Below are 13,769 nucleotides of genomic sequence, written 5' to 3'. Positions count from 1 at the left end.
GCACCGGATGATGCGCCTGCCTCAACAACGTTCCGCACCGCTGGAAGTTCATCGACCCCGCATCGAATTCGGCGCGCCCCTCGGCGCCCGGCGCCGCGCATGCGAGCCTTGCGGCATCGCGCCGCAGCCAGGAGCCAGCCCGCATGCGTTTCCAGGACCGCAAGGTCGTCATCACCGGCGCCGCCGGCGTCTACGGCCGCGAACTTGCCGCCGCCTTCGGCGCCGAGGGCGCAACCCTGTTCCTGACCGACCGGGATCCGTCCGCGCTGTGCGCTCCCGCCGGCCTGCCGCCACACCGCCTCACCCTGCACGCCGCCGACCTGGCCGAGGACGCCGCCCTCGACGCGCTCGTCGCCGCCGCCCTGTCCGGCGGCGCGCCGGACATCCTGATCAACAACGCCGGCATCTACCCCTTCATCCCGCTGATGGAGGTGACGCCCGCCGAATACGACCGCATCCAGTCGATCAACGCCCGCGCGCCCTTCCGGCTGATGCAGGTCATCGGCGCGGCGATGGCGCAGGCGGGCCGCGGCGCCATCGTCAATGTCAGTTCGACCGCCGCGGAAGTAATCCGCGGCAACGGCGTGCCCTACGGCGCGTCCAAATGCAGCCTCGAATACCTCTCGCGCGCCTTCGCCCTCGAACTTGGCCCGTCCGGTGTCCGCGTGAACTGCGCTCGCCCCGGCTTCGCCGAAGGCAGTGCGGAGGTTGCGATGCCGGCAGGCTATGCCGAGGCCATCACCGCCCGCGGTCTGCTGCGCCGCGCCATCCGCCCCGGAGAGTTCGCAGAGGCGGTGCTGTTCCTGTGCTCCGACGCCGCCGGCTTCATCACCGGCACCGTGCTGGACTCCGCCGGCGGCGGCGCCATCAACCGCCGCGAGGGCGCTTCCACCCGCATGCGCTGAGGCACATCAGGCGCCCGCGACCGCACCCGCATCCGCCGCCAGCACGCGCGCCACCGGCAGCAGGATCTCAAGCCGCAGCCCCTCCGCCGGCCAATGCCAGACGGTGTCGCCGCCGAGCTGCGACCGCACCGTGGTATTTACCACGCGCGACCCGAATCCGTGCCTTGCCGGAGCCTCGGCCGGCGGCCCGCCGGTCTCTACCCATTCCAGCAGCATTGCCCCATCCCGCACCTGCCAGGCCACATGCAGCGCCCCGGTCGCCCACGACAGCGCGCCGTACTTCGTCGCATTCGTCGCCAGCTCATGCACCGCCATCGCCAGCGGCTGGATCGCGGAAGCCGCGAGCACCAGCGCCGGTCCTTCCAGCACCACCCGCGGACCGCCGGTGCCATCGTTGAAGGGCGCCAGTGCGCCCTCCAGCACCTTGCATAGCTCCGTCCCGGCCCAACTGGTTTCGGAAAGCAGGTCCTGCGCCCGCGCGAGCGCATCGATGCGGCCTTCAACGGCCGTCGCGAACGCCTCGGGTTCGTCCCGCGGCGTCAGCCGCAGCGCCGCCTTCACCACCGCCAGCGCGTTCTTCGCGCGATGGTCCACCTCCCGCAGCAGCAGCACCTGGCGTTCCTCCGCCAGCAGTCGCGCCGTCACGTCCACCGCGCCGCCCATCAGGCGCACCAGCCCGCCCGCATCGTCGCGCGTCACCCGCCCCCGGTCCCACAGCCAGGCCCAGCCACCATCCGCCCGGCGCACCCGGTACTCCAGCGCGTAATCCTCCTGCGCCCGGTCCTGCTCCAGCTGCCGCATCGTGGCCAGCATGCGCCCGAGATCCTCCGGGTGGATGCGCGCATTCCAGGCCTCGATGTCCGGCGGCACCGCCACGCCCAGCAGCGCCGCGACGCCGGAGGTTCGGTCCACCCGACCGGTCGTGAAGTCCCACTCGTAGACGAAGCCCGACATGGCGGCGGAGGCCACCTCGAAGCGTTCCTCGGTGCGGCGCTGCTGGGTGATGTCGATGTCGATGCCGACGAGGATCGCCGGCTCGTTCCCCTCCGCCGGATACAGCCGTGCTCGGCACAGCAGCCACACCACCTCCCGCTGCCCGGCGGGCAGCCGCCGGAAGACCCGGAAGGTGAGGGACATGCTGCCCTCGCCGATCGCCGCCGCGGCCGCCAGCCGCAGCTTCTCCCGGTCCTCCGGATGGACCTGCGGCAGGAAGCTCTCAAGGTCGCCGATCTCCCCGTCCAAGGCCGGGTTCCACCCCAGCAGCCCGTACATCTCCTCGGACCACCGAACCCGGCCGCTGGCCGGCTCCCAGGACCAGGATGCGGCGCTGGCCGCCTGCTGCGCCATGCGCAGCAGCCGCTCGCGGTCCCGCAGGTCCTGGGTCCGCTCCTCCACCCGTCGCTCCAGGGCCGCGTTCGCCGCCACCAGCGCCCGCTGCCGCCGCTGTACGGCCAGTGCCAGCAGCGCCAGCAGCAGGGCGGAGGAACCTGCCAGGATCGCCTGCGGCAGCACGGCCGCGCGCCAGGCCGCGACGATGGTCGCACGCTGCCGCCCCGATGCCGCATAGACCGGCCAGTCGCCGCCCACCCGCCGGAGCGCCATCAGCCGCTCGGCGCCATCGAAGCGCGGGGTCGCGCGCAGCACCGCCCGCTCCGTGCCCTCCGCCATCGTGGCGCGCAGCGGGCTGCCGGGGTTCAGCCGCGCGCCGTCCGGGGCAACGGGGAAGCCCTCCGATCGCGCCAGCAGCGTTCCATCCGTCCGCATCAGCGTCACCACATCCCCCGGCGCCGCCAGCGCGGCGAGGGAAGGGTTCACCTGCTCCAGGTAGACCGAGGCATTGACGATGCCGTCATAGGCCTCGGGCGGCAGCCCGTTGCCGGTCCGCGCCCGCCGCGCCGTCACCGCGAAGTAGGGCCGCCGCGTCGCCTGCCCGGTATAGATCTGGCTGACATGCACCCAGGGTGCATCGGGCCCACGCAGCGCCTGGTTGAAGTCGCGTTGCGCGAGCACCGGGTTGGGCTCCGGCACCGGCAGCAGGTTGCCGGCCACCAGTGGGGCCGCGTTGCGATCGAATAAGAACAGGTAGAAACCGGCCTCGCTCGCCGGCCCACGCTCCGCCGCCAGGTCATTCAGCGCCGCGCTGAATTCCGCCTCGCGCGCTCGGATCGTGGCGTCGTCCAGCCCGGCCAGCAGGTCGTTCGCGCGCTCCAGCCGCAGCACCTGCGCCTCGAGCAGCCGGCGCGCATATTCCGCCGCCGCATCCGCCGTTCGCGCCACCTCGGCCTCGGCCCCCTTCCAGGCACCCTCCCAGGCACGCCAGGCGGAGACGCCCAGCACCAGCAGCGGCGCCAGCACCGCCGCCACCAGCCACCAACGCGCCGGCGAGGCCAACCTGGCCGCCCCGCCATCTCGTCTTGCCGTGGTCATCGCCCGAGACAACTGGTCCAAGCCAAGTGCGCCAATCAAGGTTACAGAAGTCGTGGGCAGCGCCGTGCCGGACGCCAATCTTACGGCGAAGTTACATGACCCGGAACGCCACCGCTACCTGGATGAAAAGGAGGCATTGCCCATGGTCGAGCCCGTGACCCTGCATGGCATCCGCAACTGCGACACGATGAAGCGCGCGGTCGCCTGGCTCGGCGCGCACGGCATCGCGCACCGGTTCCACGACTACCGCCTGCACGGCCTGCCGGACCTGGAGGCCTGGGTCGACCGCCTCGGCTGGACCACACTGTTGAACCGTGCCGGCACCACCTTCCGCAAGCTGCCCGACTCCGCGCGCCAGGACCTCGATGCCCCGCGCGCGCTCACCCTGATGCGGGCGCAGCCGGCGATGATCCGCCGCCCCGTGCTGACCCGCGGCGCGCTGATCCTGGTCGGCTTCGTCCCCGCCACCTACGCCGAGGCCTTCGCGCCTGCCGCGCCGCCCGACTGACGCCCCACGCTTGACGCCACACGCCACCCCGCGAACCCTGGCGCCGCACATCCTGGTGGACCCCCGATGCCCGACCCCGCGCTGCTCGACCGTCTCCGCACCACCGTCGATGCCGCCTTCGACCAGCAGACCACCTTCCTGCAGGACCTGGTCCGCTTCCCGTCGCTGCGCGGGCGGGAAGCGCCGTTGCAGGACTGGATGGCCCGCCAGCTCGCCCAGCGCGGCTATGCGGTGGACCGCTTCAGCCTGGCCGAGGTGCCCGATCACCCCAAGGCCGCGCCCATGGTCGATGCCGACCCCGCAGCCAGCATCCAGGTCGTCGCCGCGCATCGTCCGGCGCAACCCACCGGCCGCAGCCTGATCCTGCAGGGCCACATCGACGTGGTGCCGGAAGGCCCGCACGAGATGTGGACCCACCCGCCCTATGCCGCCACGATCCGCGACGGCTGGCTGTACGGCCGCGGCGCGCATGACATGAAGGCGGGCGTCGCCGCCATGGTTTTCGCCATGGACGCGATCCGCGCCGCCGGGCTGGAACCCGCAGCGGATGTCTACCTGCAGACGGTGACGGAGGAGGAATCGACCGGCAACGGCGCCCTTGCCACGCTCGCGCGCGGCTACCGCGCCGATGCCGCGCTGATCCCGGAGCCCACTGGCCATACCATCACCCGCGCCCAGACCGGCACCATCTGGTTCCGCCTCAAGGTGCGCGGCGTGCCGGTGCACGTGATGGTCGCGCAGGACGGCAGCAACGCCATCATGTCCGCCTATGCGCTGATCCAGGCGCTATACGCCCACACCAAGTCGCTGAACGCCGCGGGGCGCGACAATGCCTGGTACGGCGGGCAGGTGCAGGACCCCATCAAGTTCAACCCCGGCATCATCCGCGGCGGCGACTGGGCCTCCTCCACCCCCGCCTGGTGTGAGGTCGACTGCCGCATCGGCCTGCTGCCCGGCACCACCCCCGAACAGGCGATGGCCGGTGTGGAGGCGGCTGTGAAGGCGGCGGCGAAGGGCGATGCCTTCCTCGCCAACAACCCGCCCGAGATCACCTTCCACGGCTTCCAGACCGACCCCTACGTCCTGGAACCGGGCAGCGAAGCTGAGGCCGTGCTCGCCGCCGCCCACGCCGCCGTGCATGGCGGCGAGATGCCCGCCCGCCTGTCCACCGCAGTCAACGACACGCGCTACTACGGCCTGTACTTCGCCATCCCAGGCCTGTGCTACGGCCCGAAGGGAGAGATGGCGCACGGCTTCGACGAGCGTACCTCGCTGGAGGATCTCAGGACCTGCACCCTGACCATCGCGGCGTTCATCGCCGACTGGTGCGGCGTGCGGGCCCGAGGCTGACCAGGCTCGCGCCGAGGACGGCGGCTCAGGCGACGCGCCGCGGCTCGCCGGCAAAGGGGCTCAGGCCGAGCCAATGCTGCATGCTGCGCGCCAGCCCGAGGTCGCCCAGCAATTCCAGCCGGCCGGCTTCCACCTCGCGCCCGATCGTGGCCAGCCCCATCCAGACCGCGGTGAGGCTGCGCAGCGATCCGGTCACCAGCAGATCAACCTCGAAGCCCGGATCGAAATTGCAGAGGTCGATCCCGCCGCCGTCGATCACCAGCCACCAGTTCCGACGGGGCTCCGGCAATTCCGGGTACTGAAACTGAATCGTGCAGCGTCGCGGCGGCAGCGGCTTCGGATCGAGGTGCCGCCGCATGTCCCACATCAGCAGCGAGGGATCGAGATTCCGCAGCGACAGCTGCGATTCCACCCAGCGCTGGCCCCATGATCCCATTCCAAGGATGATTGGCCGCAGATCCTCCCCGGCCTCCGACAGGCGATACTCCAGCACGCCCTTGTGATTGCGTTCCGTCGTCAGCACCCCGGCGCGCTCCAGCTCCTTCAGCCGCTTGGAGAGCAGCGCCGGCGACATGCGCGGCACGCCACGGCGCAGGTCGTTGAAGCGCGTCGTGCCGCAGAGGAATTCGCGTAAAATCAGCACTGTCCAACGGGTACAGAGGATTTCGGAGGCCATCGCAACCGGGCAGAACTGCCCGTAGCTTCCCGGATCGACCATGGTCGTCTCCTCCACGAGCCCGACCATCATAGCCGCTCTGCCCTCCACACCGGTACAGTTCTTGAACTGGCGGGCTGCCCAGAGGCCGGTGCTCCATGCGGTCCCAGGAGGAGCACGACCATGAGCACCGCGACATTGACCCCCATGACAGACGCCGCACCCAGCCTGCCCGACCAGGTCAGGCGCCTTGTGCCATTGCTGGCCGAAGGTGCGGCGGCGGCGGATGAATCCGACCGCTTCGTCGCCGACAACTACACCCTGCTGAAGCAGGCGGGGCTGGTGGAGGCCGGCGTTCCTGCCGAGCTCGGCGGCGGCGGCGCCGATCTGCGCGAATTGTCGGAGATGCTGCGCCTGCTGGCGCATGGCTGCAGTTCCACCGCGCTCGCCTTCTCGATGCATACCCATCAGGTCGCGATCCCGGCCTGGCGCTGGCGGCACCAGAACCTCGCCGCCGTGGAGCCACTGCTCAAGCGCGTTGCCGCCGAGCGCATCATCCTGCTGTCGAGCGGTGGCTCCGACTGGATCGGCGGGTCAGGCCGTGCGGAGCGGGTGGAGGGCGGCTACCGCATCGACGCGCGCAAGGTGTTCTCCTCCGGTGCCCCGGCCGGCGACCTGCTGATGACCGGCGCGGTGCTGGAGGAGTCGGGCGAAGCCTTCGTGCTGCACTTCGCCGCCCCCATGCGGGCGCCCGGGATCCGCGTGCTGGAGAACTGGCGGGCGCTCGGCATGCGCGGCACGGGCAGCCACGACGTGATCCTGGACGGTCTGTTCATCCCGGATGCCGCGGTCGCCCTGAAGCGCCGGGCGGGGGAATGGCACCCGCTGTTCCAGATCATCAGCACCATCGCCTTCACCCTGGTCTACGCGGTGTATCTCGGCGTCGCCGAGCATGCTCGCGACGTCGCGCTCGACATCGCGCGGCGGAAGCCGGCGACCGAGGACATGCTGAGCCTGGCCGGGCGGATGGACACCGAATTGCGCGCGGCACGGCTGGCGCATGGCTGGATGCTGGCGACGGTGGAGCGCAAGTCGGCCACGGCCGGAGCGGTTCCCTCGGCGGAGGCGGTCAACGATGTGATGACCGGCCGCACGCTGGTGGCGCGGCATGCCATCCGCACGGTGGAACTGGCGCTCGAGCTTGCCGGCGGTGCCGGCTTCCAGCGCAGCAGCGGGTTGGAGCGGCTGTTCCGCGACATCCAGGGCGCCCGCTTCCATCCGCTCCAGGCCGGCCCGCAGGCCCGCTACGCCGGTGCCATGGCGCTCGGGCTTCCGGTCGCGAATATCTTCTGACGCGCGGTCCTGTTCCTGAACCCGCCACGGCGCGGTTCAGGGGCAGGCTCGGCCGTCAGGGCGCCTTGTGGATCGGGTCCACCCAGGCCACCGATTCCGGCTTCTCCACCGGCTCGATGTCGAGGTTCACCACCACCGCCTCGTTGTCGCTGCGCACCAGCACGCATTCCAGCGTCTCGTCCGTGCTGGCGTTGATTTCCTGGTGCGGCACGTAGGGCGGTACGAAGATGAAATCGCCCGGCCCGGCCTCGGCGACGAATTCCAGCTTCTCGCCCCAGCGCATCCTGGCGCGGCCCTTGATGATGTAGATCACGCTCTCCAGCGCGCCGTGGTGATGCGCGCCGGTCTTCGCATTGGCGTGGATATGCACGGTGCCGGCCCAGATCTTCTGCGCGCCGACGCGGGCGAAGTTGATGGCCGCGGCGCGGTTCATCCCCGGCGTCTGCGCCGTGTTCACATCCAGGCTGTCGGCCGGGATCACACGGACGCCGGTATGCTTCCACCCATCATCCGGCGGCGTGTCATGGCTGTGGTCGTGCCCGTCATGCGGCATCTTCAGTATCCTTTCTCAGTCAGCCCGTGCGCCGGAAGCCCGCACCAGCGGAAGCCACAGGTCGATCTCGGACTTCAGGAAATCCTCGAAGCGCTGCGGCGTCCACCCCCGCATCGCCGGCGTGCCCATCCCATCGAAGCGCTGCCCGATCGTGGGGTCGGACAGCGCCTGCTCGATCGCCTGCGCCATGCGCTCCACGATCGGCCGCGGCGTACCGGCCGGGGCATAGATCCCGTACCAGGAATACGCCTTGTAGTCGCCGAGCCCCACCTCCCGCGCCGTCGGCACCTCGGGCACCTGCGGGCTGCGCTCATCGGTCGCGACGAAGATCAGCCGCGCCGTATCGGCTTGGTGGAACGGCGCGAGGATCGAGGGAATGTCGCTGGTGAAGGCGATCTCGCCCTGCTGCAACGCGAGGTAGGTCTGCCCCGGATTGCGATAGGGAATATGCTCCGCCGTCGCCCCGATGCGCGACAGGAAGGCGGAGGATGCGATATGGCCTGAGGTTCCGGCCCCCGCGCTGCCATACGAGTACTTGCCCGGGTTGGCCCGCAGCAGCGCGATGAACTCCTGTGCCGTGCGGACGCCGAGCTTGGAGGAAATCGCCATGCCGATCGGGATGAACACCGTCGGCGCTATGGAGACGAAATCCTTCAGTGGATCATAGGGCAGGCGCGCATACAGCCCGATGGCCAGCGCCATGTTGGACACCGTCGCCAGCAGGAAGGTCTCGCCGTTCGGCGCCGCCTTCGCCACCACATCGGCACCCAGCGTGCCCCCCGCGCCCGGCCGATTCTCGATCACCACCGTCTGGCCGAGGATCTCGGACAGCTTCGGCGCCAGCACCCGCGTGGTGATGTCCGTGCCGCCACCGGTGCCGAAGGGGACGACGATGCGGATCGGCCGCGTCGGCCAGTTGGCCGGTGCCGTACTTCCTTGCGCCAGCGCCGGGTCGGCGAGGGCGGCGAGCGGCAACGCCAGGGCGGTGCGGCGACGGATCGAGGTCATGGCGGGTTCTCCTGCGGCCAGCCCCGATCAAAGCGCGGCACGCGCCGCGGCGCATCCCCCAAACCGTGCCCCAATCCGCGAAAGAATCAGCGCGGCGGCGGCAGCACCGGCAGCGCGGCACGGTAGGGCTCCACCGTCAGCGCATCCTGCCGCAGCACCGCCACCCGGTCCCGCGCGGCGAGCTGGGTGCCGCCATCCGATGCCCGCGTCACAACATAGCGCCAACCGGTCAGCTGCCCGGCGGCCACGATGTGCCGCGCCAGCACATCGACCTCCGGCCCGCTGCCCAGCGCGGCGAGCTCGGCCGGCATCAGGCCCAGCACCAGATCCTCCCGCATCGTCATGATCCGGAACAGGCGCACCTCCACCGCGGCCTGTGCCAAAGCGGGGCGCAGCGGCGCCGCCATGATCAGGGGCATGGTCGCCAGCAGGGCAAACGCCATGCGCTGCAGGAAGACCGAGGCGTCGCTGCGGCGGGTCGGCATGGAGGACTCTCCGTTTGAAGTGTCAGTTTGAGACCGGACCGTTTCACGTCGGTTTCACCTTTGGTTTCGCCCGTTTCGACCGATCGTGATCGCAGCAGGATGGCGAGCTGTGGATTGCGGGGATGTCGGGGATGAACGTGCTGCACCCCTCAAGAAGAGGCGACAGGCGCTTCGATCCTGCGCTACAAACATGAACGAAAGACGAACATGGATGGGCTGCCCGAACCGGCTGCCGAAATGCAAGAGCGAACTTAGCCGCGCATTTGGTGTTGGTAGGGGTGTGGCAACACTACATCTTGTTACAGCGACCCGGCCGGGGCATTCTCCGCGGCATAGGGGAGTCGCTGCACCGCTTCGCAGCCATTTCGGGGGGTTGGTCGTGTTTGATGCAGTTCAGCTTGAAGGCCATGGCCAGGTCCGCATCGATCGTTCGCGGGACGCGCTGCTGACCGATTTCGGCAAGGCGACCCTCGACGACCGCTACCTGCTGCCCGGCGAGTCCTACCAGGACCTGTTCGCCCGCGTCGCCTCCGCCTATGGCGACGATGCCGCCCACGCCCAGCGCATCTACGACTATATCTCCCGCCTCTGGTTCATGCCGGCGACCCCGGTGCTGTCCAACGGCGGCACCACGCGCGGCCTGCCGATCTCGTGCTTCCTGAACGAGGCCTCGGACAGCCTCGACGGCATCGTCGGCCTCTGGAACGAGAATGTCTGGCTCGCCGCCAAGGGCGGCGGCATTGGCTCCTACTGGGGCAACCTCCGCGGCATCGGCGAGAAGGTCGGCCGCAACGGCAAGACCTCCGGCGTCATCCCCTTCATCCGCGTCATGGACAGCCTGACGCTCGCGATCAGCCAGGGCTCCCTGCGCCGCGGTTCCGCCGCCTGCTACCTGCCGGTGAACCATCCGGAGATCGAGGAATTCCTCGAAATGCGTCGCCCGACCGGCGGCGACCCCAACCGCAAGGCGCTGAACCTGCACCACGGCGTGCTGCTGTCGGACGCCTTCATGCGCGCGGTCGAAGCCGACGAGGAATGGGCGCTGGTCTCGCCCAAGGACGGCGCCCTGATGCGCAAGGTCTCGGCCCGCGCCATCTGGATCCGCATCCTGACGGCCCGCATCGAGACCGGCGAGCCTTACATCATCTATTCCGACCACGTGAACCGCGCCCGTCCGGAACACCACAAGCTATCCGGCCTGGAGGTGAAGACCTCCAACCTGTGTTCCGAAATCACGCTGCCGACCGGCACCGACCAGCACGGCATGGAGCGCACCGCCGTCTGCTGCCTGTCCTCGCTGAACTGCGAGACTTGGTTCGAGTGGAAGGATCACCCGCGGTTCATCCCCGACGTGATGCGCTTCCTCGACAACGTCCTGCAGTCCTTCATCGACTCGGCACCCGACAGCATGGCCCGCGCCCGCTACAGTGCGATGCGCGAACGCTCCGTCGGCCTCGGCGTCATGGGCTTCCATTCGTTCCTGCAGGCCCTGAACGTCCCGTTCGAGAGCGCGATCGCGAAGGTCTGGAACAAGCGGATGTTCAAGCATGTCCGCGAACAGGCCGACCTCGCCAGCCGCATCCTGGCCGAGGAACGCGGCGCCTGCCCGGACGCCGCCGAATACGGCTTCATGGAGCGCTTCTCGAACAAGATCGCCATCGCGCCGACCGCCAGCATCTCCATCATCTGCGGCGGCGCCTCGCCGGGCATCGAGCCGATCGCGGCCAACGTCTACAACCACAAGACGCTGTCCGGCAGCTACATCGTCCGCAACCCGCATCTGAAGAAGGTGCTGGCGAAGCACGGCCGGGACGACGACGACACCTGGACCAGCATCACCGTCACCAAGGGCAGCGTGCAGCACCTGGACTTCCTGACCGACCAGGAACGCCTGACCTTCAAGACCGCCTTCGAACTCGACCAGCGCTGGGTGATCGAGCATGCGGCGGACCGCACGCCGTTCATCTGCCAGTCGCAGTCGGTGAACGTCTTCCTGCCGGCCGATGTCAGCAAGAAGGACCTGCACCAGATCCACTTCACCGCCTGGAAGAAGGGCCTGAAGTCGCTTTATTACTGCCGCAGCCTTTCCATCCAGCGCGCCGACACCATCAGTGCGAAGGTGGTCGGCCAGTCCGACGTGATGACGCTGCACAAGGACGAGGTGGCGCGGGTTCTGGTCCGCGCCGCACCGCCCTCCGAGAACGGCAACGACTACGAGGAATGCCTCGCGTGCCAATAGCGCCGGACAGCGCGTTGCTGGCCCGGCGGCGCGACCTCGAGCGTGACCTGGACCGGATGCTGGAACTGCGCGGGCCGGTGGAGGAAATCCGCCGCCTTGTTACGGAGATCGATCAAACAGAACGGCATCGATCCTCGGCAACTAAAGTTAGTGGTTCCGGTAAATAATTCTTTGATCTTGATCTAGAGTAGCTCCAAACCGACCAAGAAACTGAAGAAGGGAACGCAATGACGGTCAGACAATCGGCGGAAGGAAGCCCTAGTGCTGCACATTCAGACCCTAAATCTATCACTCAATGAAGTCGGCTGGCCGTTTGCTGCTGTCGTCTTAGTTTATGTTTTCCGCGACCAAATTGCTGATTATGTTCGGCAGCGGAAGCGACGCAAGTCAGTTTCGAAGGATTAGCCCATGCCCGATGACAGCATTCCCCGCGACGCGCTCCCGATGCGTTTCGACCTGCTGACCGCGAACCCGGTCTACAAGCCCTTCCGCTACCCCTGGGCCTATGAGGCCTGGTTGCAGCAGCAGCGCATCCACTGGCTGCCGGAAGAAGTGCCGCTGGCCGATGACGTGAAGGACTGGCAGAAGAACCTCTCCACCGGCGAGAAGAACCTCCTGACGCAGATCTTCCGCTTCTTCACCCAGGCGGATGTCGAGGTGAACAACTGCTACATGAAGCAGTACAGCCAGGTCTTCAAACCGACCGAAGTGCTGATGATGATGTCGGCGTTCTCCAACACGGAGACCATCCACATCGCCGCCTATTCGCACCTGCTTGACACCATCGGCATGCCCGAGATCGAGTACACGGCCTTCCTCAAGTACAAGGAGATGAAGGACAAGTACGACTACATGCAGAACTTCTCGGTCGAGAACAAGACCGAGATCGCCAAGACGCTCGCCGCCTTCGGCGCCTTCACCGAGGGCCTGCAGCTTTTTGCGTCCTTCGCCATCCTCATGAACTTCCCTCGCTTCAACAAGATGAAGGGCATGGGCCAGATCGTCTCCTGGTCCGTCCGCGACGAAACCCTGCACTGCCTGTCGGTCATTCGCCTGTTCCGCACCTTCGTGCAGGAGAACCCGGAAATCTGGACCGAGGAACTGAAGCGCGACCTCGCCCAGATCTGCTCGACCATCGTCGAGCACGAGGACGCCTTCATCGACCTCGCCTTCGAATTGGGCGGCGTCGAGGGTCTCGATGCGGCGCAGACGAAAACCTACATCCGCTACATCGCCGACCGCCGCCTGCAACAGCTCGGCCTGGAGCCGCTCTACAACATTGAGCGCAACCCGCTGCCCTGGCTCGACGAGATGCTCAACGCCATCGAGCACACCAACTTCTTCGAGAACCGCGCCACCGAATACTCCAAGGCCAGCACCACCGGCACCTGGGAAGAAGCCTTCGGCGATAGCACCTTCACCACCGCCCAGCCCGAAGGCGAAATCGCCCTCCGATAGTCAAAGCCCTCTCCCCCCATTTCAGGGGGGAGAGCGCCGGTGCAGTGCCCCGTCGGGGTGAGGGGGGAGGCCGCGCAACCCTCCGCCCTCAAACATGCACATCCCCATGCGCCAATTCCCCCAGCTTGGGCCTTGGTCGGAACGTCGCGTAGATCACCCAGCCATAGAACGTGGCCACCCCCGCCAGCACCAGCCACCCCGGCACCGGCCCCAACGCCAGGTTCTGCACCAGGTCCGGCCCCGGCCGGGCCGGATCCACCGGCACCGAATCCTGCAACAGCCAGGAGGAGGAAATCTTCAGCACCCACGCGGCCAGCAGCACCAGGAACATCCAGAAGTAGTTCCGCCGCAGCCGCCGCGACATTGCGGTGCGCCTTGAGATCAGGAAGCGCGGCTCGCGCAGGTCGGCGGCCATGCGTTCGGCCCAATCCGCGTCGACATCCGGTCGCGGCGCGAAGACCTGCGCGTAGTAGTGCCGCTCCAGCCGCCGCACCCGGGTCCGGTAGACGTCGAAGAACCGGTAGCGCCGCGCCTCGATCGACAACAGCAGCATGACCAGCACCATGGCGAACAGCAGCACGCCGTGATGCGCCGCCGGCGTGGACAGGGACACGGACAACATGCCCGCCACCACCGTGATCGCCCAGTTGGAGGTCAGGTCGATCCGGTCCCGCCATCCGGTCATCCGCCCGATCTCCGCGCGGTGGAAATGCACCAGCACGGTGATCGTCTCCCCCGGCGTCACCGGCAGCACCGGGCTGGGCGGAAGCCGCAGGCCGCTTTCCGCGGGTTCCTCATCACGCTGCCTGTCCATCCCGACCTCCGTGC

The 13,769-nt window shown here is 68.3% G+C and carries 13 protein-coding genes; 7 read left to right on the top strand and 6 right to left on the bottom strand.

What is annotated here, in order from left to right; genetic code table 11:
- Positions 1-143 precede the first annotated feature (143 nt).
- Entirely contained in the window at positions 144-905 is a 762-nt protein-coding gene (locus ACLF3G_RS03115) for an SDR family NAD(P)-dependent oxidoreductase (protein ID WP_430667852.1), read from the top strand.
- A gap of 6 nt (positions 906-911) precedes the next feature.
- On the opposite strand, the gene ACLF3G_RS03110 is transcribed toward ACLF3G_RS03115, so the two are convergent.
- Complete coding sequence (locus tag ACLF3G_RS03110; protein WP_430667851.1) at positions 912-3,332, bottom strand: PAS domain-containing protein; 2,421 nt, start codon at positions 3,330-3,332, stop codon at positions 912-914.
- Positions 3,333-3,474: 142 nt separating this feature from the next.
- On the opposite strand from ACLF3G_RS03110, the gene ACLF3G_RS03105 reads away from it, so the two are divergent.
- Complete coding sequence (locus ACLF3G_RS03105) at positions 3,475-3,840, top strand: arsenate reductase (RefSeq protein WP_430667850.1); 366 nt, start codon at positions 3,475-3,477, stop codon at positions 3,838-3,840.
- A 66-nt stretch (positions 3,841-3,906) separates the two neighbouring features.
- The gene (locus ACLF3G_RS03100; protein WP_430667849.1) at positions 3,907-5,190 is read left to right on the top strand and encodes an ArgE/DapE family deacylase; all 1,284 of its coding nucleotides are present in this window, start codon (positions 3,907-3,909) and stop codon (positions 5,188-5,190) included.
- Between the two features lie 25 nt (positions 5,191-5,215).
- Here ACLF3G_RS03100 and ACLF3G_RS03095 read toward each other — a convergent pair whose 3' ends face one another.
- Positions 5,216-5,938, bottom strand: coding sequence for a winged helix-turn-helix transcriptional regulator (locus tag ACLF3G_RS03095; RefSeq protein ID WP_430667848.1), 723 nt, complete (start codon positions 5,936-5,938; stop codon positions 5,216-5,218).
- A 90-nt stretch (positions 5,939-6,028) separates the two neighbouring features.
- On the opposite strand from ACLF3G_RS03095, the gene ACLF3G_RS03090 reads away from it, so the two are divergent.
- Positions 6,029-7,198: an acyl-CoA dehydrogenase family protein gene (locus tag ACLF3G_RS03090; protein WP_430667847.1), complete on the top strand. Its 1,170-nt coding sequence runs from the start codon at positions 6,029-6,031 to the stop codon at positions 7,196-7,198.
- A 55-nt stretch (positions 7,199-7,253) separates the two neighbouring features.
- Here the strand turns inward: ACLF3G_RS03090 and ACLF3G_RS03085 are convergent, their stop codons facing one another.
- The 3 genes from ACLF3G_RS03085 to ACLF3G_RS03075 form a co-directional block, all read right to left on the bottom strand.
- Entirely contained in the window at positions 7,254-7,751 is a 498-nt protein-coding gene (locus ACLF3G_RS03085; protein ID WP_430667846.1) for a cupin domain-containing protein, read from the bottom strand.
- A 15-nt stretch (positions 7,752-7,766) separates the two neighbouring features.
- Entirely contained in the window at positions 7,767-8,759 is a 993-nt protein-coding gene (locus ACLF3G_RS03080; RefSeq protein ID WP_430667845.1) for a Bug family tripartite tricarboxylate transporter substrate binding protein, read from the bottom strand.
- 86 nt (positions 8,760-8,845) lie between these two features.
- Positions 8,846-9,244, bottom strand: coding sequence for a hypothetical protein (locus ACLF3G_RS03075; protein WP_430667844.1), 399 nt, complete (start codon positions 9,242-9,244; stop codon positions 8,846-8,848).
- A 379-nt stretch (positions 9,245-9,623) separates the two neighbouring features.
- Here ACLF3G_RS03075 and ACLF3G_RS03070 point away from each other — a divergent pair, with 379 nt between their 5' ends.
- The 3 genes from ACLF3G_RS03070 (at position 9,624) to ACLF3G_RS03060 (ending at position 12,941) form a co-directional block, all read left to right on the top strand.
- Positions 9,624-11,483, top strand: coding sequence for a ribonucleoside-diphosphate reductase subunit alpha (locus tag ACLF3G_RS03070; RefSeq protein WP_430667843.1), 1,860 nt, complete (start codon positions 9,624-9,626; stop codon positions 11,481-11,483).
- On the top strand, positions 11,474-11,650 hold the full coding sequence (locus ACLF3G_RS03065) for a hypothetical protein (RefSeq protein ID WP_430667842.1): 177 nt from the start codon (positions 11,474-11,476) through the stop codon (positions 11,648-11,650). The genes ACLF3G_RS03070 and ACLF3G_RS03065 overlap by 10 nt, the downstream gene beginning before the upstream one ends.
- Positions 11,651-11,891: 241 nt before the next feature.
- A complete protein-coding gene (locus ACLF3G_RS03060) occupies positions 11,892-12,941 on the top strand; it encodes a ribonucleotide-diphosphate reductase subunit beta (RefSeq protein WP_430667841.1) in 1,050 nt (349 codons plus the stop codon).
- 88 nt (positions 12,942-13,029) lie between these two features.
- Here ACLF3G_RS03060 and ACLF3G_RS03055 read toward each other — a convergent pair whose 3' ends face one another.
- Positions 13,030-13,755, bottom strand: coding sequence for a DUF2270 domain-containing protein (locus ACLF3G_RS03055; protein WP_430667840.1), 726 nt, complete (start codon positions 13,753-13,755; stop codon positions 13,030-13,032).
- Positions 13,756-13,769: the final 14 nt, after the last annotated feature.

This window comes from Falsiroseomonas sp. HC035, from assembly GCF_050563525.1.
Lineage (GTDB): Bacteria > Pseudomonadota > Alphaproteobacteria > Acetobacterales > Acetobacteraceae > Falsiroseomonas.
This window is presented reverse-complemented; position numbering and strand designations above follow the sequence as displayed.

Excerpts from the sequence above, each read along its gene's own strand:
- ACLF3G_RS03115 (WP_430667852.1), top strand. The coding sequence starts at position 144 with ATGCGTTTCCAGGACCGCAAGGTCGTCATCACCGGCGCCGCCGGCGTC.
- ACLF3G_RS03110 (WP_430667851.1), bottom strand. The coding sequence starts at position 3,332 with ATGACCACGGCAAGACGAGATGGCGGGGCGGCCAGGTTGGCCTCGCCG.
- ACLF3G_RS03105 (WP_430667850.1), top strand. The coding sequence starts at position 3,475 with ATGGTCGAGCCCGTGACCCTGCATGGCATCCGCAACTGCGACACGATG.
- ACLF3G_RS03100 (WP_430667849.1), top strand. The coding sequence starts at position 3,907 with ATGCCCGACCCCGCGCTGCTCGACCGTCTCCGCACCACCGTCGATGCC.
- ACLF3G_RS03095 (WP_430667848.1), bottom strand. The coding sequence starts at position 5,938 with ATGATGGTCGGGCTCGTGGAGGAGACGACCATGGTCGATCCGGGAAGC.
- ACLF3G_RS03090 (WP_430667847.1), top strand. The coding sequence starts at position 6,029 with ATGAGCACCGCGACATTGACCCCCATGACAGACGCCGCACCCAGCCTG.
- ACLF3G_RS03085 (WP_430667846.1), bottom strand. The coding sequence starts at position 7,751 with ATGCCGCATGACGGGCACGACCACAGCCATGACACGCCGCCGGATGAT.
- ACLF3G_RS03080 (WP_430667845.1), bottom strand. The coding sequence starts at position 8,759 with ATGACCTCGATCCGTCGCCGCACCGCCCTGGCGTTGCCGCTCGCCGCC.
- ACLF3G_RS03075 (WP_430667844.1), bottom strand. The coding sequence starts at position 9,244 with ATGCCGACCCGCCGCAGCGACGCCTCGGTCTTCCTGCAGCGCATGGCG.
- ACLF3G_RS03060 (WP_430667841.1), top strand. The coding sequence starts at position 11,892 with ATGCCCGATGACAGCATTCCCCGCGACGCGCTCCCGATGCGTTTCGAC.
- ACLF3G_RS03055 (WP_430667840.1), bottom strand. The coding sequence starts at position 13,755 with ATGGACAGGCAGCGTGATGAGGAACCCGCGGAAAGCGGCCTGCGGCTT.